We start from the raw sequence: 17,532 nt of genomic DNA on the forward strand, positions 1-17,532 counted from the left end.
GGGCGAGAATAGGCGTATGAGTGCGCCCGAAAAGATCCCGAACGCCGGTAAGAAGGCGAAGGACCTCAACGAGGTCATCCGCTACACCCTGTGGTCCGTGTTCAAGCTGCGCGACGTTCTGCCCGAGGACCGCGCCGGCTACGCGGACGAGGTCCAGGAGCTGTTCGACCAGCTCGCGGCCAAGGACATCACCATCCGCGGCACGTACGACCTGTCCGGTCTGCGCGCCGACGCCGACGTCATGATCTGGTGGCACGCCGAGACGAGCGACGAGCTCCAGGAGGCGTACAACCTCTTCCGTCGCACCAAGCTGGGCCGCGCCCTGGAACCGGTCTGGTCGAACATGGCGCTGCACCGCCCCGCCGAGTTCAACAAGTCGCACATCCCGGCCTTCCTGGCCGACGAGACCCCGCGCGACTACGTCTCGGTCTACCCCTTCGTCCGCTCCTACGACTGGTACCTGCTGCCGGACGAGGACCGCCGCCGGATGCTCGCCGACCACGGCAAGATGGCCCGCGGCTACCCGGACGTGCGCGCCAACACGGTCGCCTCGTTCTCGCTGGGCGACTACGAGTGGATCCTGGCCTTCGAGGCCGACGAGCTGCACCGCATCGTCGACCTCATGCGCCACCTGCGGGGCTCCGAGGCGCGGATGCACGTCCGCGAGGAGGTCCCGTTCTTCACCGGCCGCCGCAAGAGCGTCGCGGACCTGGTGGCGGGCCTGGCCTGACGGCCGCCCGCGGGACCCGTCCGGCCGTGAACAGGCGCCGGACGGTCCCTCCGTGCCCGGTCACCGCCCGGCGTCCAGCCGTGCGGCGACCCCTCGACCCGGAAGATCAGACGGCGGGCGAAGCCTCGCCTGCCGCTCCAGCGACACCGGGTCCGGCTCCGGGTGCGGCGCGCATGACGCGCGCCGCACCGGCGTCCCTTCCTCCGGCACGCGGATCGCCGAGGGCACGGCCCCGTCGAGCAGATAGCGCTCCAGGTGGGCGTTCACGCAGGAGTTCGCGCCGCCCCCGATGCCGTGCGAGCCGGCGTCCCGCTCGGTGACCAGCGCCGCACCGGCCAGCCTCCGCTGCAGTTCGAGCGCCCCCTCGTACGGTGCCGCCGCGTCCCGCTCCGCCGCCAGGATCAGCACCGGCGGCAGCACGCCCGGACCGGTCCGCACGTCCAGCGGCTTCTGCCGCGGCCCCTTCCAGTAGGCGCAGGGCAGGTTCGCCCACACGTTGTCCCAGGTCTCGAACGGTGCCAGCCGGGCCAGCCGGGTGTTGTCCCGGTCCCACAGCGCGAAGTCCCCCGGCCACGGCGCGTCGTTGCACTCCACCGCCGTGTAGACGGCCGCCGCGTTCCCCGGATCGGGGAGCTCGGCGCCCTCGGCGCGGCCGGGCGGCGGGGCGGCCGGACCCGCCTGCGCGACCAGCGGCTTCGGATCGCCCTTCAGGTACGCGCCGAGGGCGCCCGCCCGCGCGGCCCAGAAGCGGTCGTCGTACAGCGCCTGGAGCATCGCCGAGTGCAGCTGGCCCTGGCCGACCGTGCCGCCGGCCGGCGCCGCCGCCAGCTCGGCCCGCACCTTCTCGTAGTTCCGCGCCACCTCGGCGGCCGTCGCGCCGAGCCCGTACACCGCGTCGTGCTTCGCCGCCCAGGTCCGGAAGTCGGCCCAGCGGCGCTCGAAGGCGAGGGACTGGTCGAGGTTGTTCACGTACCAGATCTGCTCCGGCGCCGGGTTCACCGGCGCGTCGAAGACCATCCGGCGCACCCGGTGCGGGAACAGCGCGGCGTACAGCGCCCCGAAGTACGTGCCGTAGGACGCGCCCATGTACGTCAGGCGCCGCTCGCCGAGAGCCGCCCGCAGCACCTCCAGGTCACGGGCGTTGTTCAGCGAGTGGTAGTGGCGCAGCGCGGCGCCGGTGCGCCGGGCGCAGCCCTGGGCGTAGGTGCGGGCGCGGGCGATCCGCTCCTGCTTGAACACCTCCGAGGGCACCGTCGGCGCGAGCGTCGGCCCCTTCGCGCGGTCCGCCGGGTCCTGGCAGGAGACCGGCGCCGAACGGCCCACCCCGCGCGGGGCGTAGCCGACCAGGTCGTACGCGGCGGAGACGCGCTGCCAGGCCGGGAGCCCGGCGACCAGCGGGAAGTACGTCGAGGAGGCGCCGGGCCCGCCCGGGTTGTAGACGAGCGCGCCCTGCCGGCCGGACGCCGGGCCCGAGGCCCGCACCCGGCTCACCGTCAGCGGGATGCGGGTGCCGTCGGGGTGGGCGTAGTCCAGCGGCACCCTCACCGTGCCGCACTCCACCGGCGCCGGCAGCCGCTCCGCCTTCGGGCACGGCCCGAAGGCGATCCCCTCGGCCGCGGCGGCCCGGGCGGCGGCGGCGACGCCGCGGTTCTCGGCGGGCGGGGCGTCGGCGCGGGGGACGGCCGCGGCGGCGGGGACGACGGCGGTGGGGGCGAAGAGAGCGGACAGCAGCAGCGCGACGGACTTCATGCGCATCCCCTTCTTGGTGCCGTGGGACGGGGCTTCAGCGGACCCCAGCGCACCGCACAAGTAAAGGATCTACGGCAGGTGTCGGGTGTCATGTCCCCGAAAGGCGGCCCAGAGGGACGTCCGGACGGGTGCCCGGAACGCCGCCCGCAGCCCCGGCTCCAGCACCCCCGTGCCGCGGCGGGCCAGCGCCGTCATCGGGTCCCGCCGCGAGAGCTCCGCGAGCAGCCGGCGCCCGGCGGGGGAGGCCCAGCCGGCGGGCGCGTCGGCCCGGGCGACGAGCAGGCAGAGCCCGCCCGCGACCAGCGGCAGCGCGAACCAGGCCAGGACCGGGCCGCGTTGCTCCACCGGCACCAGCAGTGCCGCCACCGCGCCCAGCCCCAGGGTCAGCAGGAACGCGGCCCGCAGCCCCCGGCCGCCCGCCGCCGTCGCCCGCCGCACCGGCTCCGGCAGCGCGAGACCGCGCGCCACCAGGCCCTCCGCCAGCGCCCGTACGCACTCCGCCCCGGCCACCCGCGGCCGCACCACCGGAACCGGCGCCTGCCCCTCCGCGCCGATCGCCAGCAGCACCGCCCGCTCCACCTCGTCCCGTCCGCCGTCCGGGTCCACCACCGTCACCCAGCCGGTGTGCGCGAGCAGCACGAGCCGCGCCCGGTGCAGGCTCACCAGCGCGAGATCGGCGACCCGCAGCGGCCCGCCCGCGAGATAGGCCGCCTCCAGGACGGTCAGCCCCGGGGCCGCCTCCCGCCCGAGCAGATCGACCGTGACGGCGTCCCGGCAGGCCCGCGCGCAGGCGATGCCGGTGACCAGGACGGCGAGCAGGAGCAGCGGGACCCACAGCATGGTCCGGTTCTACGGGAGCGGCCCCGGGGCCGCCACCGGAAGCGGGACTTCGGGGCAAACCCGTCCGGCCGGCCGCGGCGGTCCGGAATCATGGGGACGGCACGAACCCACGGGAGAACCTGAGATGCTCGACAACCTCGGCCGCTACGAAGGCGCCCACGGCGACTTCTGCAAGGTCCACCTCTGCTGCCGCTGTCAGCAGCGCCCCTGGGCCACCCGGGTCGGCGACGAACGCCTCTGCGGTCTGTGCGCCGCGTGCTGCCAGAGTTGCGGCCGCGCGCCGGCGCCGCACCTCCAGGGGCTCGACCGCGGCCTGTGCGCGGAGTGCCGCGGAGTCTGCGCGCGCTGCGGCAACGCCCTGCCCGAGACCGGCGGCTGCGGCTGTCGGAAGTGGCGGCGCGGCCCCGGACGGGACCCGGTCGGCTTCGTCATGCAGGGCTTCCCGCAGCCGCTCCTCCAGGCCCTCGGCCACCGGCTGCCGCCGACCCTGCCCGACATCCTGTTCGCCGAACTCGCCCACCGGACCCCGGCCCAGCTCCTCGACCGGATCGAGCGCCGCTGGCACGGCCGCTGGTCCCACGCCATCCACGAGCGCGACGAGGACAACCGGCGCCGCTGGGCGCCCCAGGAGATCGCCGAGTACCTCGTCCGGCGCAGGCACTGCGAGAACCGCGCCTGCGAGGACGGCCGCCTCCTCCACGACGACTCGCCGTGCCCGTACTGCCAGCAGCCCGAGAACCGGTTCGTCCCCGGCACGGCCGGACCCGCCACCACCGAGCACGCCCTCAGGACCGCCGCGGAGATCCGCCAGGCCCTCCGCGCCGGCCGCACCGACCGCAAGAAGCGCCCCGAACTGCGCGACGCGTCGGCCCGGCCGGGAACCTGGCCGGGCCGACGCGGCCGCTAGGAGCTCGACCCGCAGCTCGAACTGCTGCTGGAGCCACAGCTCGACCCGCTGCTCGATCCGCACGAGCTGCCCGAGGAGGACGAGCACGAGCTGCCGCCGGAGGAGGAGCAGCCGCTGACGCCGCCGCCCCCGGAGCAGGAGCTGCCGCCGGAGCAGGAGCTTCCGCCCCCGCAGCCGCCGCCTCCGCCACCGGCCGCCGCGGCGCACCACATCACGGGCATCAGCGCCGCGTCCGAAGAGGACGACGACGAGGACGAGGACGTGGAGGCCGGGTACGGGTGCCGGTAGGGGGGCATCGGGCGGTAGGTGCGGGCGGTGGTGGCGAGTTGTTCCCGCAGCATCGGGTCCGGCAGGCCCGGGAGGCCCTGGAGGGCCACCAACAGGGCCGGGTCGGCGAAGGGCTGCGCGCGCGTGAACGCGTCGACCGCCGCCCGCCCCGCCGGGGTGACCCGCCGCTTCGCCGCGACCGCGCACATCACGGCCGCCGGCAGCGCGACGCCGAGCACGGGCAGCACCTTCAGGAGGAACGGCACCCGCGGCGGACCGAAGTCGACGAGGTCGAACAGCGTGAAGACCAGCGAGAACAGCGTCGCGATCGAGCCGACCACGAGCACGACACCGCCCCACGCGGCGGCCGAGTTGCGCACCCGCGGCTCCAGGATCAGCCCGCGGGCGGCCAGCCCGTCGCCGATCTCCTGCACCGCCGGGTGCCGCATCACCGCGAACCGCAGCGGCCCGAGCGCCGCCGTCGGGGCGGCCGACAGCTCCTGGAGCACGGCCCGTTCGACCGGGTCGTACGCGGTCGCCCGCAGCACCTGGACGATGCCGGGGCCGCCGACCAGGATCCGCCCGTCGGAGTGCAGCGCGGTGATCGCGGTGTCGGCGACCCGGGCCGGGCCGCCGTTGAGGAAGGCCGTCTCGTAGCGGTCGTGGACCGCGCCGCCGGCCGGGGCGCGCCGGATCCGGCGCAGTTTGACGACGAGGACGACCGCGAGCGGCCCGAACACCAGGTAGTAGAGGAAGGCCAGGACGTTCACCGGTGCTCACCCCCGCCGGGCGCGGTCCGGGCGAGCGCGGTACGGATCCGGTGCCCGAGCCGGGCCACCGGTCCGGGCGGCCGGATGCCCGCCCGCTCCCGCCACCAGGCGGTCAGCCGCTCGCGCGCGCTGTCGTCCGCGGGCAGTCCGGCGACCAGCAGCGACTCGACGAAGTCGAGGGCGTCGTGCCGGTAGCCGTCGGTCATGGGCCGCTTGCGGGCGTACGTGAGGAAGGCCGGGCGGTACTCCCCGCCCAGGATCTCCGGCAGTTCGGGCGCCACCTTCGCGACCACGTCCGCCCGCTTGGCCGCGAGTGCCCGGCCCTGCACGCCGAGCCGCTTCACGTCGAAGCCCTCCGGCGCGGGCGTCCCGGCGACCAGCGCGGACAGCAGCGCGGCCTCGGCGAGCCCGACCCGCTGGCGGGCCCCCGCCGGGTCGGACGTACGGGGCGGGGCCACGGGAGCGGTCGCGACGGCCGGAGCCGCCGGCGCTCCCGGGGCCGCCGCCGGCATGGCGCCGCCCGAGGCCCGGGCGCCCGCGCCGATGAGCAGCGGCCGCCGCCGGGCGGACCCCGTCGCGGAGCCGGCGGACTCCACCGTCGTACGGATCGCCGCCAGCTCCGCGGCCAGTTCCTCCGGTGCCGGGAAGCGGTCGTCCCGCTCCAGGAGCACGCCCGGCGGCGTGACCCGGGCACACAGCTCGGCGAGCACGTCGAGGACGGCCGGCGGCACCGGGTGGGCGTGGGTGTCGTGCCAGACGCCGTCGCGCTCCAGGCCGCCCGCCACGTGGACGTAGGCCAGGGCCTCGACCGGCAGCGCGGCCAGCGCCTCGGCCGGGTCCTCGCCCCGGTTGACGTGGTTGGTGTGCAGGTTGGCCACGTCGATCAGGAGCCGCACCCCCGTGCGTTCCACCAGCTCGGCCAGGAACTGCCCCTCCGTCAGCTCCTCGCCCGGCCAGGCGACCAGGGCGGCGATGTTCTCCAGGGCGAGCGGCACCGGCAGGGCGTCCTGTGCGATCCGCACGTTCTCGCAGAGCACGTCGAGCGCGTCCCAGGTGCGCGGCACGGGCAGCAGGTGCCCGGCCTCCAGGAGCGGCGTCGCGGTGACCGCGCCCCCGGCCCGTACGAAGGCGATGTGCTCCGTCACCAGCGGCGCGCCGAGCAGCTCCGCCTTGCGGGCCAGCGCGTCGAGCCGCCCGGCATCGGGCCGGTCGGCCCCGCCGAGCCCCAGCGACACCCCGTGCGGCACGACGGTCACCCCGCGCGCCCGCAGCCGCGCCAGGGAGTCGGGCAGGTGGTCCCCGCAGATGTTCTCGGCGACGACCTCGACCCAGTCGACCCCGGCCAGGCCCTCGACCGCCTCCGCGATCTCCGGCCGCCACCCGATGCCGACCCCGAGCCTCTTCACGTCCCCCATGTCCCCCTCCTTCGGTCCCTGGGGTGATGGCCCGGAAGCCGTGGTTCGAATCCGCACCCGCGCACCTTCAGAGCTTGATTTGAGGTTCGCGCGAAGAGAGCGCCGACCGGTGGCCCCCCCCGTCAGGGCTCAGGCGTCGGCGGCGCGGATGCCCAGGGCCGGGTACTCGGCGACCACCGTGCAGGAGCCGGGGGCGATCTCGGTGAACCCGGCGTCCCGGACCAGCGGCAGGTCGCCGGAGGTGAGCAGCGGCCAGCGGGCCGGGTCCGCGGTGCGGACGGAGAGCGGGAAGCCGGCCGCGCGCCAGGCCTTGCGGTCGGCGTCGGAGAGGCGCCACCACAGGAGCTGGGCGCCGTGGCCGGTCTGGGCCATGGTCTTGCCCGCGGACATGTCGAGTGCGGGGTTGAGCCACAGCACCGGCGCGTCCGCCGCCACCGGGCCGGGCTCCGCCGGGTCGTCCAGGTCGGTGCCCGAGACCTGGAGCCGGGCCAGGTCCTTGGGCCAGCCGTCCAGCGGGACCGGCGGGAAGACCCGTACCTCCGCGCCGCCCGCGCCCGTGACCGTGATGCCCGGCAGCGCCTCGGCGCGCCGCCACTCCGCCCCGCGCGCCCGGCGCACCACCTTGCGGATCCGGGCGTCCTCCCAGTCCTCGATCGCCCGGGCCCATTCGCCCTCGCCCTGCGCGCGCTCGTCGGCGAGGATCGCCAGGACCGCGCGGGCCGAGGTCTCCAGGGCGTCGGTACGGGCCGGGGGCGCGGCCCGCTCGATGCGGACCACGAGGGGGAGGACGTACTGCGGCTTCGCGTCGCGGGGGTCGGTGCCCATGTCGTCGCCGTAGTCGCGGTCCTCCCGGCTGTCACGGCTGTCGCGGTCCTCCCGCTCGTCGCGGTCGTCGTGGTCGCGGGTCCGGTCGTCGGCAAGGTCGTCGCTGCTCACCGGGCAAGTCTGCCACCGTCGCCGCCCCGGCCCGGTCGCGGGACGGGTTCCTTGTGGGAACCGGACGTTCCGGGACAGGATGCCTGCCATGAAGAGCGATCTTTTCAGCAAGGAACACCTCGCCGAGGCGGCGCCGATACCGGGGATGACCCTCCAGAACGCCAAGTCGGTCAAGTACACGGTGAACGGGGAGATGCACGCCCGCCAGGGCTCCATGGTCGCCTTCCGGGGGAACCTGCAGTTCGAGCACAAGAGCCAGGGCCTCGGCGGCCTGCTCAAGCGCGCCGTCACCGGCGAGGGCCTCGCGCTGATGGCGGTGCGCGGCCAGGGCGAGGCCTGGTTCGCGCACGAGGCGCAGAACTGCTTCATCGTCGAGATCGAGCAGGGCGACGCGCTCACCGTCAACGGGCGCAACGTGCTGTGCTTCGACGCCACGCTGCACTACGAGATCAGGACGGTGAAGGGCGCCGGGATGACCGGTGGCGGCCTGTTCAACAGCGTCTTCACCGGTCACGGCAAGCTCGCCCTGATGTGCGAGGGCCACCCCATCGTCATCCCGGTCACCCCGCAGGCCCCGGTCTTCGTCGACACCGACGCGGTCGTCGGCTGGAGCGCAGAGCTGCAGACCTCGCTGCACCGCTCCCAGTCCTTCGGCTCGATGATCCGCGGCGGCTCCGGCGAGGCGGTCCAACTGCGCCTGGACGGGCAGGGCTTCGTCATCGTCCGCCCGAGCGAGGCGACCCCGCAGAAGGTGTCCAACTGATCCTCGACGGGGTCGGGCGCCGCTACGGCCCGCGCGGGCCCCGGGTGCTGCGCGCCGTGAGCCTCGTGCTGCCCGCCGGCGCCCTGGTCCGGGTCGTCGGCGGCAACGGCAGCGGCAAGTCCACCCTGCTGCGGCTGGTCGCGGGCATCGACGCGCCCGGCGAGGGCCGGATCACCGGCCGCCCGGCCCGCACCGGTTACGTCCCCGAGCGCTTCCCCGCCGCGCTGCCGCTCACCGCGGCCGGCTACCTCGAACACCTCGGCCGCATCCAGGGCCTGGACCGGCGCGCGGCGCGGGCGGCGGCGGGGGAGTGGCTGGAGCGCTTCGACGCGGCCGGCCACCGCGACACCCCGCTCGCCGCGCTCTCCAAGGGCACCAGCCAGAAGGTGGCCGTCGCCCAGGCGCTGCTCGCCGCACCGGGCCTGCTCGTCCTGGACGAGGCCTGGACCGGCCTCGACACCGGTGCCCGCGCCGAGCTCGACCGCGCGGTGCGCGAGCGGGTCGCCGCGGGCGGCCGGGTGGTGTTCGTGGACCACGACCCGCGGCGGCTCGCGGGCGAGGCGGACGCGGTGTACGAGGTGACGGACGGCCGGGTCCGGCCCGTCGACCCGCCGCCGGCGCCGACGCCGGCGCCCGCGCCCCGGCTCCGCATCACCGCCTCCGGAGGCACCGGACTCCCGGCGGGCGGCAGGCCGGGGGAGGACGGCCGGCTGACCGTCGCGGCGGACGCCGACCGCTCCGACGCGGTGCTGCGAGAGCTGCTCGACGCGGGCTGGCACGTCGAGGCCGTCACGGCCGAGGTGCGGGAAGGGGTACGGGGTTGAGCGCGCTGGTCCGATACCAGGCGGCCCTGCTGCTGCGTTCCCAGCGCTGGCTGGCGCCCTTTCTGCTGTACGCGGCCTTCGTGGGCGTCGGCGTCCAGGCGGGCGAGCCGGTGCTCGGGGCCCTCGGCTACGCGGTGGCCGGGCTCGTGCCGGTCGCGGCCTGGGCGGTGCGGATCTGCCTCAACCAGGAGCCGCCCGCCGCGCGCGCGGTCGTCGCGGCGGCGGCCGGCCGTGCCCGCGCCCACCTCGCGGCGGTCCTCGCCGCGACCGGAGCCGTCCTGCTGGTCGGCGCGGTCACGGTGCTCGTCCTGACGGCGGTGGCCGACCCGCGGGGCGTGCGCCCGGTGACCGCCGCGGCCTCGGGGTTGCTCGCGGCGGGCGTCTGCGTCCTGACCGGCGGCGCCGTCGGCACGCTCACCACCCGCCCCCTGGTCCCGGCCCGCGGCTGGTCCCTGACGGCCCTGCTCCTCGGCTCGCTGCTCGCGCTGGTCACACCGGGCTCGCCGGCCGCGGGCGCGGTCTCCGCCCTGGTCACGGCCGCCCGCACCACCACGGCCCCGTTCCCCTGGCTCGCCGCGGCCACCGCCCCGGTCCTCGCGTCGGTGGCCGTCGCCCTGGCCTGCCGGGCCACGGCCCGGCACGGATGAGACCGCTCAGCGGCTCATCAGTTCCGAGACCTTCACGAAGCGGTAGCCCTTCGCCCGCAGTTCGGGGACGATCCGGCGGATCGCCTGCTCGGTGACCGGGGCGGCGCTGCGGGTGCAGTGCATGACCACCAGGGAGCCGGGCTTCACCCCGTCGACGACCTGGTCGGCGACGGCGTCGGGGTCCTTCGCGAAGGCGTCGCCGCTCACCACGTCCCACTGGATCGCGGTCACCCCGGCCGGGGCGAGGGCGCGCCGGGCGGCGTCGTCGTAGCAGCCGCCGGGGAAGCGGAAGTACGGCACGACGTTGGTGGCGCCGGCGTCCCGGAAGGCGTCGAAGGCGCGCTGCACGTCGGCGGCCATGTCGGGCCGGGCGACGGTCGGCAGGCCGTAGCAGGGCTCCGCGAAGGCATAGTGGCTGTAGGAGTGGTTGGCGATCTCGAAGCGCGGGTCGGTGCCGATGGACTTCGCCTGGTCCGGGTACTGCTCGGCCCAGCGGCCCGTCATGAAGACGGTCGCGTCCACCTTCAGGCGCCGCAGGGTGGCGATGAGCTGCGGGTTGTCGAAGTGCTCGCCGCTCGCCGCACGCGGCCCCTGGTCGGCCGTCATGTCGGCGTCGAAGGTGAGCGCGACGACCTTCTCGGCGCTCTTGGCCCGGTGCGTGTACACGGCCGTGAGCCCGCCCGCCCCCGGCGCCAGCGTGGGCGGCGCCTTGCGGACGGGCGGGGCGGCGGCGGGCTCACCCGGCCGGGCGGCCGAGGCAGAGGTGGAGGGCTGCCCGGTCCCGGCCGCCTTCGCGGGTGAGGCGGAGGCTTTCGCGGGCGCCGGGGTGTCGGCGGCGCCCCCGCCGCAGCCGACGAGCACGGCACCCAACAGGACAAGTGCCGACATTCTTCGTACAGGAATGGTCACCCAAGGAAATTATCTGATCACCCGGCGAGCAGTCGTCTTCGGCACTCCGCCACGTCGAACCCCGCCTCCGGATAGCGCGGGTCCAGCTCCTCCAGGTGTTCCAGCAGGAGCGTGCTGATCGCCCAGTTGCGGTACCACTTGTGGTCCGCCGGGACCAGGTACCAGGGGGTGCGGGCGGTGGCGCAGCGTTCGAGGGCGGTCTCGTAGGCGTGCTGGTACGCGGGCCAGAGGGCGCGGTCCTCGATGTCGCCCGGGCTGAACTTCCAGTGCTTCTCGGGGTTGTCCAGGCGCTCCAGGAGGCGGGCGCGCTGTTCCTCGTAGGAGATGTGGAGGAAGACCTTGATCATCGTGACGCCGTCGTCGGCGAGGGAGCGCTCGAAGCGGTCGATCGCGGTGTAGCGGTCCTCGATCTCCTGCGGCGGGGCGAGTTCGCGGACCCGGGCGACGAGGACGTCCTCGTAGTGGGAGCGGTCGAAGATGCCGATCTCGCCGGGCTCGGGGAGGGACCGGGTGACCCGCCAGAGGAAGGGGTGGGACCGCTCCTCCTCGGTCGGGGCCTTGAAGGCGCGGATGCGGCAGCCCGAGGGGTTGAAGTGGCCGATGACGTGCTTGACCGTGCCGCCCTTGCCGCTGGTGTCCATGCCCTGGAGGACCAGGAGGAGCCGTCGGCGGTCGCCCGCGGTGCTCGCCGCGTAGAGGCGTTCCTGGAGGTCGGCGAGGCGCGGGGCGAGGACCGCGGTGGCCGCGACGCCGGTCTTCTTGTCGTCCGGGCCGCCGGGCCTCGCGCCCGCGTCGTACGAGGAGAGGTCGATCCGCTCGCCGACGGGCAGCCGGAGCCGCTCCCGCAGGGACGTTTCCTCCCGGTCCTCCCGGCCGTGCTTCCTCTTTGGCATCCGCCCGCCCTTCCCGCCCGTCTCGTGCTACCGATCCTGCGCGTCCAGCGCCGGTCCCACCACCGCGAAGGCCCGGTCGAGCAGGTTCAGCGGGTCCTCGGCCGCGTCGCTGGCGCCCCAGCGTTCCAGCGCCGTGTGGAAGGCGACCAGCGCGGTGCCGGCGGCGAGCCGTGGGTAGAGGTCGGCGGCCGGGTCCACGCCCTCGCGGCGGGCCAGCTCGCCCGCCAGCGCCTCGCGCCACTCCGCCTGCCGCTCCAGGAAGCGGGCCAGGAGCGCCGGCGTGCGCAGGATCAGCTGGACCACCCGCAGGGCGCGGGCCGCGTGGTCGGGGTGGCGGTCGGTGCAGGCGAGCAGGGGGACGGCCAGGGCGTGCCGGAGCGCGGCCGACGGGGGCTCGCCGGCCGGGCGGGACGCGAGCGCCGCGTGGATGTCGGTGCCCATCCCGGACAGGAAGCGCACGACCACGTCCTCCTTGGAGGCGAAGTAGCGGAAGAAGGTGCGCTTCGACACGCCGGCCTCGGCCGCGATCTCGTCCACGGTGACCGCGTCGAAGCCCCGGAGCGCGAGGAGCTGGAGCGCCGCCTCGGACAGTTCGTCCGCGACGAGGAGCCGCTTGCGCTCGGCCAGGCTGACGGGGGTGTCGGAGGTCGTCATGCCCCGATCCTAGCGCCCGCCTGTCACTCGACGAAGAAGGTGACCCTTCATGTCGTACTTGACACTGAGTGACACGAGCGGCAGCGTGTGTCGCATGACCGAACCGTCGAACGAGACCGAACCGTCGAACGAGACCGGAGCGTCGAACGAAACCGGAGCGTCGAACAAGAACGCGCCGTCGAACAAGACCACACCGTCGAACGCGCCCGACCCGTCGAAGTGGAACGCCGACCGCATCCCCGACCTCACCGGCCGCGTCTTCGTCGTGACCGGCGCCAACAGTGGCCTCGGCCTCGCCACCACCCGCGCCCTCGCCCGCCGCGGCGCCGACGTCGTCCTCGCCGTCCGCGACGAGGCCAAGGGCCGCGCCGCCGCCGACGCGATCACCCGCGAGCTGCCCGGCGCCCGCCTCGACGTGCGCCGGATCGACCTCGCCGACCTCGGCTCCGTCCGCGCCTTCGCCGCGAAGCTGCGCGCCGAGCGGCCCCGGCTCGACGTCCTCGTCAACAACGCCGGCGTCATGGCCCCGCCCCGCACCCTCAGCGCCGACGGCCACGAGCTCCAGTTCGCCGCCAACCACCTCGGCCACTTCGCCCTCACCGGGCTGCTGCTCGACCACCTCGCCACCACCGGCCACGAGCCCCGGGTCGTCACCGTCAGCAGCATCCAGCACCGCAAGGGCACCCTCGACTTCAGCGACATCCACGGCGCCCGCCGCTACTCGCCGACCGGCCACTACAGCCAGTCCAAGCTGGCCAACACCGTCTTCGGCCACGAGCTGCACCGCCGCCTGACCGCCGCCGGCAGCCCCGTCTCCAGCGTGCTCGCCCACCCCGGCTACACCGCCACCAACCTCCAGAACGACACCCCGGTCGCCCTCGTCCGCTGGCTCTACGGGCGGATCCTCGGCCCGCTGCTCGCCCAGGCCCCGGAGACCGGCGCCCTGCCGCAGCTGTACGCGGCGACCGCGCCCGGCGTGGAGAGCGGCGCCTTCTTCGGGCCGGACGGGCCCGGCGAGCTGCGCGGCGCGCCGAAGCCGGTGGCCTACGCACCGGCGGCGACCGATCCGGAGACCGGCCGCCGCCTGTGGGAACTGTCCGAGGAGCTGACCGAGGTCCGCTACCCGGCCCTCGCCTGACCCGTCAGCCGGTCAGCCGCTCAGCCGACCGTCTGGTCAGCCGACCGGTGGCCGGTACCAGGGACCGGTCACCGCGAACGTCGTCCCCGGCGTGTAGCAGTTCACGTACATCGTCGAGCCGTCCGGCGAGAACGTCACCCCGGCGAACTCGCCCCACTCCGGGGCGTCCGGCGTGCCGATGTTCTGCGCGCCGCGCGCCACCGGGTACACCTCGCCCTTCCGGCTCACCCCGAACACGTGCTGCGCGCCGTCCCCGTCCTCGCAGACCATGAGCCCGCCGGTCGGCGCCAGACAGATGTTGTCCGGCGACTCGCCGGGCAGCCGCACGTCCGTGTCCGGGCCGAAGACCACGACGAGGGTGAGCCGGCGCCGGGCCGGCTCGTACTTCCACACCTGTCCGAAGTGGGTGGCCGCCGAGCCGTCCTTGGTCCGGGCGAAGGAGGACACGAAGTACACGGCGCCCCCGGTCCGGGGGTCGCCGCCCCAGTAGCACCCCTCCAGCTTCTGCGCGTGGGTGATCCCGCGCGGGCCGAAGTCCTGGTGCCGGATCGGCGTGCCGGTGGCCAGCGGGTCCGGTACGGGCACCCACTCGATCCGCTCGAAGCACGTGCCCGGCTCCCTCACCGCCGACAGGTCGGGCACCCCCGGCACCCGCATCGCCTCCAGGGCACCGCCCGCGCGCAGCGAACCGGTGCCGCCGAGCGGCTTCTTGGGCAGGAAGCGGTAGAAGAGGCCGAAGGGGTGCTGGAAGGCGTCCTCCGTCTCGTAGACGATGCCGCTGTCCGGGTCGACGGCGACGGCCTCGTGCTGGAAGCGCCCCATCGCGGTCAGCGGCACCGCGCCGGTGCGGCGCGGATCGGCGCCGTCCACCTCGAAGATGAAGCCGTGGTCCTTGGTGTAGCCGTTGGTGCCGGCCCGGTCCTCGGTCTCCTCGCAGGTCAGCCAGGTGCGCCACGGGGTGGGCCCGCCCGCGCAGTTGACGGCGGTGCCGGCGACGGCGACCCGTTCGTCGAGCACCTCGCCCCGCCCGTCGAGGGTGAGGACCGTGCAGCCGCCCTTGGCGGCCGGGTCGTAGGTCAGGCCGTCGACGACCGGGACGCCGATCCTGCCGGTGACCCGGTTCTCGTGGTTGCGCACCAGGTGCACCCGGCCGCGGCGGCCCGGGAAGGCGCCCATGCCGTCGTGGTTGCTGGGGACGGGCCCCTCGCCGGAGCGGAGCGGGTCGCCCTGCCGGGACAGCACCTTGTACGAGAAGCCGGCGGGCAGGTCCAGCAGCCCGGCCGGGTCGGGGACCAGCGGGCCGTACCCGGCGTGGCCCCCGGAGAGCGGGGCGGCGACGGCGGTGCCGGCGAACAGTTCGGAGAGCGCGCCCGTGAAGGCGATGCCGGCGACGGACGCGCCGGTCCGGGCCAGGATCTGACGTCGTGTTGCGGACATGGAGGCAACCCACTTCCTGTTGGCGGACAGGTGTGTGACGCGTGACCCGCATGTGTGTACCACGCACAGTGGTGACACGTGAACCACGCGGGTCGCACGTCGCCTCGCGAGAACGCCCGCGTATCAGGCCAGTTCGGCCGTCAGCGTGATCGTCGTGCCCGTGAGCGCCTGGCTCACCGGGCAGTTCTTCTTCGCGTCCTCCGCCAGCGCCTGGAACTGCTCCGCGTCCAGGCCCGGCACCTCGCCGCGCACGGTGAGGTGGACGCCCGTGATGCCCTCACCGGGCTGGAAGGTGACGTCGGCCTTGGTCTCCAGACGGGTCGGCGGGTTGCCCGCCTTGGCGAGGCCGTTGGAGAAGGCCATCGAGAAGCAGGAGGAGTGCGCGGCGGCGATCAGCTCCTCGGGGCTGGTCCGGCCCTCCGGCTGCTCGGCGCGGGACGCCCAGGTGACGTCGTAGGAGCCGAGGTTCGAGGAGTCGAGGGTGACGACGCCCTTGCCCTTGAGGAGGTCGCCCTCCCAGACGGTGTGGGCGTGACGCACGGTGGCCATGTGTATCCCTTTCGATCGGGTATGGCCCCCAAGCTACTCGGCGACGAGCCCCTTCGCGTCCCGCGCGAGGGCGGTGAGCCGGGAGATCGCCCGGAAGTACTTCTTCTTGTACCCGCCGTTCAGCATCTCGTCGCTGAACAGCTTGTCGAAGGGCAGCCCGGAGGCGAGCACCGGTATCTCGCGGTCGTAGAGCCGGTCGGCGAGGACCACGAGCCGCAGCGCGGTCGACTGGTCGGGCACCGGCCGCACGTCGGTGAGGCAGACCGCGCTCAGCTCGTCCGTCAGCGCCCCGTACCGGCTCGGGTGAACCCTGGCCAGGTGTTCGAGCAGGTGCGGGAAGTCGTCGAGGGAGGCGCCGGGCGTGGCGTACGCGGTCTTGGTGACGGTCTCGTCGTCGTACGGCGCGGGGGCCTCCGGCAGGCCGCGGTGGCGGTAGTCCTCGCCGTCGATCCGCAGCGGGCGGAAGTGCGCCGACAGGCCCTGGATCTCGCGCAGGAAGTCGGCGGCGGCGAAGCGCCCCTCGCCGAGCTTGCCGGGCAGCGTGTTGGAGGTGGCGGCGAGCGCCACGCCCGCGTCGACCAGCTTGCCGAGCAGGGTGGAGACCAGGACCGTGTCGCCCGGGTCGTCCAGCTCGAACTCGTCGATGCACAGCAGCCGGTGCCCGCTGAGGGTCTGCACGGTCTGCTGGAAGCCGAGCGCGCCCACCAGGTTGGTCAGCTCCACGAAGGTGCCGAAGGCCTTGAGCGAGGGCTCGGCCGGGGTGGCGTGCCAGAGGGAGGCGAGCAGGTGGGTCTTGCCGACGCCGTAGCCGCCGTCCAGGTAGACCCCGCGCGGGCCGGTCGCCGCGGGCTTCTTCGGCGCCCGGGAGAACCAGCGGCGCTTGCCGGCGCCGGTGGCGTGCGCGCCGCCGAGGCCCTCGGCGAAGTCGCTCAGGACCTTGACCGCCTCGATCTGGCTGGGCTGGTTCGGGTCCGGGATGTACGTGTCGAAGCGCACCGCGTCGAACCGCGGCGGCGGCACCATCTCCGCCACCAGCCGGTCGGCGGGGACGTGGGGCTCTCGGGAGCACAGCGAGAGCGGGGCCGTCGCCTCGGTGGAGGCGGCTTCGGTCATGGCACGGGTCGACACAGTTATCCACTGTAAGCGCCGTGTCAGACTGCCGGGATGCGACGCCTGCTTCCTGTGACGGACATGACAGCCCACGATGCGACGGTCCGCGACGCGCCGGCCCACGACACGCCGGCCCCCGACACGAAGTCCGACGACACGCCGGCCGGTGACCGCGAGTGGTCGCTCGACGAGCTCGCCGACGCCTACGCCTACCCTCCGGAGGCGGCCTCCGGGCGCTGGCTGCGGGCCAACATGGTCTCCTCGCTCGACGGCGCGGGCCAGCACGACGGGCGCTCGCAGCCGCTCTCCTCCGAGGCCGACATGAAGATCTTCGGCACCCTGCGCGGGCTCGCCGACGTCGTGGTGGTCGGCGCCGAGACGGTGCGGAGCGAGGGCTACCGCCCGGCCCGGGCGAGGGACGCCTTCGCGGCCCGCCGGGCGGCGGCCGGCCAGGGCCCGGCCCCGGTGATCGCCGTGGTGACCGCCTCGCTCGACCTGGACTTCTCGCTTCCGCTTTTCACCGAGCCACTGGTCCCCACCCTCGTCCTGACCGGGGCCGGATCCTCCGCGGAGCGCCGCGCCGAGGCCGAGCGGGCGGGCGCCGAGGTGGTGATCGCCGGTGACGACCGGGGCGTCGATCCGGAGCGCGCGGTGGCGGCCCTCGAAGAGCGCGGGCTGCGCCGCCAGCTGACCGAGGGCGGGCCGCGCCTGCTCGGGCAGTTCGTGGCCGCGGGGGTGCTCGACGAGCTGTGTCTGACCCTCTCCCCGACCATGACGGCGGGCACCGCGCAGCGGATCGCCGGAGGACCTTCCGTCGCGGTTCCGAAACGCTTCGCCGTGGCGTCGGTGCTGGAGCAGGACGGCTTCCTCTTCACCCGCTACCGTCGGATCTGACAATCGGCGGAATTTGTCGTTCCGCTTAGCGTCCGCTGGGCAGAATCACTCTCGAAATCCCCGTGGGGCCACGGGGAAGGATGGTTTCCGCAGAAGGGCT

The 17,532-nt window shown here is 74.7% G+C and carries 18 protein-coding genes; 7 read left to right on the top strand and 11 right to left on the bottom strand.

All coding sequences use genetic code 11. The annotated features are described in order from the left end of the window. Positions 1 to 16 precede the first annotated feature (16 nt). Positions 17 to 730 carry a hydrogen peroxide-dependent heme synthase gene (gene hemQ, locus ACIGW2_RS20030; RefSeq protein WP_361580915.1) on the top strand — a complete coding sequence of 238 codons (714 nt, stop codon included), beginning with the start codon at positions 17 to 19 and terminating at the stop codon, positions 728 to 730. A 60-nt stretch (positions 731 to 790) separates the two neighbouring features. Here the strand turns inward: hemQ and ACIGW2_RS20035 are convergent, their stop codons facing one another. Both ACIGW2_RS20035 and ACIGW2_RS20040 read right to left on the bottom strand, forming a co-directional pair. Further along, positions 791 to 2,479 carry an alpha/beta hydrolase gene (locus ACIGW2_RS20035; RefSeq protein ID WP_399844768.1) on the bottom strand — a complete coding sequence of 563 codons (1,689 nt, stop codon included), beginning with the start codon at positions 2,477 to 2,479 and terminating at the stop codon, positions 791 to 793. 69 nt (positions 2,480 to 2,548) lie between these two features. Then, positions 2,549 to 3,319, bottom strand: coding sequence for a TIGR04222 domain-containing membrane protein (locus ACIGW2_RS20040; protein WP_399844770.1), 771 nt, complete (start codon positions 3,317 to 3,319; stop codon positions 2,549 to 2,551). A 124-nt stretch (positions 3,320 to 3,443) separates the two neighbouring features. On the opposite strand from ACIGW2_RS20040, the gene ACIGW2_RS20045 reads away from it, so the two are divergent. Next, positions 3,444 to 4,226 carry a hypothetical protein gene (locus ACIGW2_RS20045; protein ID WP_399844772.1) on the top strand — a complete coding sequence of 261 codons (783 nt, stop codon included), beginning with the start codon at positions 3,444 to 3,446 and terminating at the stop codon, positions 4,224 to 4,226. Here ACIGW2_RS20045 and ACIGW2_RS20050 read toward each other — a convergent pair. The 3 genes from ACIGW2_RS20050 to ACIGW2_RS20060 form a co-directional block, all read right to left on the bottom strand. Next, positions 4,223 to 5,263 (bottom strand): TIGR04222 domain-containing membrane protein, encoded by a 1,041-nt coding sequence (locus ACIGW2_RS20050; protein ID WP_399844774.1) that lies wholly within the window; start codon positions 5,261 to 5,263, stop codon positions 4,223 to 4,225. The genes ACIGW2_RS20045 and ACIGW2_RS20050 overlap by 4 nt on opposite strands. Continuing rightward, a complete protein-coding gene (locus ACIGW2_RS20055) occupies positions 5,260 to 6,678 on the bottom strand; it encodes a DUF692 family multinuclear iron-containing protein (RefSeq protein WP_399844776.1) in 1,419 nt (472 codons plus the stop codon). The genes ACIGW2_RS20050 and ACIGW2_RS20055 overlap by 4 nt, the downstream gene beginning before the upstream one ends. A gap of 129 nt (positions 6,679 to 6,807) precedes the next feature. Further along, positions 6,808 to 7,503: a peptidyl-tRNA hydrolase gene (locus tag ACIGW2_RS20060; RefSeq protein ID WP_399844924.1), complete on the bottom strand. Its 696-nt coding sequence runs from the start codon at positions 7,501 to 7,503 to the stop codon at positions 6,808 to 6,810. A 199-nt stretch (positions 7,504 to 7,702) separates the two neighbouring features. On the opposite strand from ACIGW2_RS20060, the gene ACIGW2_RS20065 reads away from it, so the two are divergent. From ACIGW2_RS20065 to ACIGW2_RS20075, 3 genes are read left to right on the top strand one after another with little or no spacing between them, the layout of a single operon-like run. Then, positions 7,703 to 8,377, top strand: a complete 675-nt coding sequence (locus ACIGW2_RS20065; RefSeq protein WP_391653461.1) for an AIM24 family protein — start codon at positions 7,703 to 7,705, stop codon at positions 8,375 to 8,377. 47 nt (positions 8,378 to 8,424) lie between these two features. After that, entirely contained in the window at positions 8,425 to 9,201 is a 777-nt protein-coding gene (locus ACIGW2_RS20070; protein ID WP_399844927.1) for an ATP-binding cassette domain-containing protein, read from the top strand. Further along, the gene (locus tag ACIGW2_RS20075) at positions 9,198 to 9,848 is read left to right on the top strand and encodes an ABC transporter (protein WP_399844779.1); all 651 of its coding nucleotides are present in this window, start codon (positions 9,198 to 9,200) and stop codon (positions 9,846 to 9,848) included. Before ACIGW2_RS20070 ends, ACIGW2_RS20075 begins: the two co-directional genes overlap by 4 nt. Positions 9,849 to 9,854: 6 nt before the next feature. Here the strand turns inward: ACIGW2_RS20075 and ACIGW2_RS20080 are convergent, their stop codons facing one another. From ACIGW2_RS20080 to ACIGW2_RS20090, 3 genes are read right to left on the bottom strand one after another with little or no spacing between them, the layout of a single operon-like run. After that, positions 9,855 to 10,736 (bottom strand): polysaccharide deacetylase family protein, encoded by an 882-nt coding sequence (locus ACIGW2_RS20080; RefSeq protein WP_399844781.1) that lies wholly within the window; start codon positions 10,734 to 10,736, stop codon positions 9,855 to 9,857. 38 nt (positions 10,737 to 10,774) lie between these two features. After that, positions 10,775 to 11,650, bottom strand: coding sequence for a PPK2 family polyphosphate kinase (locus tag ACIGW2_RS20085; RefSeq protein WP_399844782.1), 876 nt, complete (start codon positions 11,648 to 11,650; stop codon positions 10,775 to 10,777). Between the two features lie 27 nt (positions 11,651 to 11,677). Next, positions 11,678 to 12,304: a TetR family transcriptional regulator gene (locus tag ACIGW2_RS20090; RefSeq protein WP_399844784.1), complete on the bottom strand. Its 627-nt coding sequence runs from the start codon at positions 12,302 to 12,304 to the stop codon at positions 11,678 to 11,680. A 94-nt stretch (positions 12,305 to 12,398) separates the two neighbouring features. On the opposite strand from ACIGW2_RS20090, the gene ACIGW2_RS20095 reads away from it, so the two are divergent. Continuing rightward, positions 12,399 to 13,442 carry an oxidoreductase gene (locus tag ACIGW2_RS20095; protein ID WP_399844786.1) on the top strand — a complete coding sequence of 348 codons (1,044 nt, stop codon included), beginning with the start codon at positions 12,399 to 12,401 and terminating at the stop codon, positions 13,440 to 13,442. 36 nt (positions 13,443 to 13,478) lie between these two features. Here ACIGW2_RS20095 and ACIGW2_RS20100 read toward each other — a convergent pair whose 3' ends face one another. The 3 genes from ACIGW2_RS20100 to zapE all read right to left on the bottom strand — a co-directional run bounded on the left by ACIGW2_RS20100 (position 13,479) and on the right by zapE (position 16,541). Then, a complete protein-coding gene (locus ACIGW2_RS20100; protein ID WP_399844788.1) occupies positions 13,479 to 14,879 on the bottom strand; it encodes an alkaline phosphatase PhoX in 1,401 nt (466 codons plus the stop codon). Between the two features lie 123 nt (positions 14,880 to 15,002). Beyond that, positions 15,003 to 15,428 carry an OsmC family protein gene (locus tag ACIGW2_RS20105; protein ID WP_356069808.1) on the bottom strand — a complete coding sequence of 142 codons (426 nt, stop codon included), beginning with the start codon at positions 15,426 to 15,428 and terminating at the stop codon, positions 15,003 to 15,005. Between the two features lie 33 nt (positions 15,429 to 15,461). Continuing rightward, positions 15,462 to 16,541, bottom strand: a complete 1,080-nt coding sequence (gene zapE / locus ACIGW2_RS20110; protein ID WP_391653454.1) for a cell division protein ZapE — start codon at positions 16,539 to 16,541, stop codon at positions 15,462 to 15,464. Between the two features lie 78 nt (positions 16,542 to 16,619). On the opposite strand from zapE, the gene ACIGW2_RS20115 reads away from it, so the two are divergent. Beyond that, complete coding sequence (locus ACIGW2_RS20115) at positions 16,620 to 17,432, top strand: pyrimidine reductase family protein (RefSeq protein ID WP_391653453.1); 813 nt, start codon at positions 16,620 to 16,622, stop codon at positions 17,430 to 17,432. Positions 17,433 to 17,532: the final 100 nt, after the last annotated feature.

Origin of the sequence: Streptomyces sp. NPDC053541 (assembly GCF_044544705.1) — a bacterium.
In the GTDB taxonomy this organism is placed as follows: domain Bacteria; phylum Actinomycetota; class Actinomycetes; order Streptomycetales; family Streptomycetaceae; genus Streptomyces.

Excerpts from the sequence above, each read along its gene's own strand:
- hemQ (WP_361580915.1), top strand. The coding sequence starts at position 17 with ATGAGTGCGCCCGAAAAGATCCCGAACGCCGGTAAGAAGGCGAAGGAC.
- ACIGW2_RS20035 (WP_399844768.1), bottom strand. The coding sequence starts at position 2,479 with ATGAAGTCCGTCGCGCTGCTGCTGTCCGCTCTCTTCGCCCCCACCGCC.
- ACIGW2_RS20040 (WP_399844770.1), bottom strand. The coding sequence starts at position 3,319 with ATGCTGTGGGTCCCGCTGCTCCTGCTCGCCGTCCTGGTCACCGGCATC.
- ACIGW2_RS20045 (WP_399844772.1), top strand. The coding sequence starts at position 3,444 with ATGCTCGACAACCTCGGCCGCTACGAAGGCGCCCACGGCGACTTCTGC.
- ACIGW2_RS20055 (WP_399844776.1), bottom strand. The coding sequence starts at position 6,678 with ATGGGGGACGTGAAGAGGCTCGGGGTCGGCATCGGGTGGCGGCCGGAG.
- ACIGW2_RS20060 (WP_399844924.1), bottom strand. The coding sequence starts at position 7,503 with ATGGGCACCGACCCCCGCGACGCGAAGCCGCAGTACGTCCTCCCCCTC.
- ACIGW2_RS20065 (WP_391653461.1), top strand. The coding sequence starts at position 7,703 with ATGAAGAGCGATCTTTTCAGCAAGGAACACCTCGCCGAGGCGGCGCCG.
- ACIGW2_RS20080 (WP_399844781.1), bottom strand. The coding sequence starts at position 10,736 with ATGTCGGCACTTGTCCTGTTGGGTGCCGTGCTCGTCGGCTGCGGCGGG.
- ACIGW2_RS20085 (WP_399844782.1), bottom strand. The coding sequence starts at position 11,650 with ATGCCAAAGAGGAAGCACGGCCGGGAGGACCGGGAGGAAACGTCCCTG.
- ACIGW2_RS20090 (WP_399844784.1), bottom strand. The coding sequence starts at position 12,304 with ATGACGACCTCCGACACCCCCGTCAGCCTGGCCGAGCGCAAGCGGCTC.
- ACIGW2_RS20095 (WP_399844786.1), top strand. The coding sequence starts at position 12,399 with ATGACCGAACCGTCGAACGAGACCGAACCGTCGAACGAGACCGGAGCG.
- ACIGW2_RS20100 (WP_399844788.1), bottom strand. The coding sequence starts at position 14,879 with ATGTCCGCAACACGACGTCAGATCCTGGCCCGGACCGGCGCGTCCGTC.
- ACIGW2_RS20105 (WP_356069808.1), bottom strand. The coding sequence starts at position 15,428 with ATGGCCACCGTGCGTCACGCCCACACCGTCTGGGAGGGCGACCTCCTC.
- zapE (WP_391653454.1), bottom strand. The coding sequence starts at position 16,541 with ATGACCGAAGCCGCCTCCACCGAGGCGACGGCCCCGCTCTCGCTGTGC.
- ACIGW2_RS20115 (WP_391653453.1), top strand. The coding sequence starts at position 16,620 with ATGACAGCCCACGATGCGACGGTCCGCGACGCGCCGGCCCACGACACG.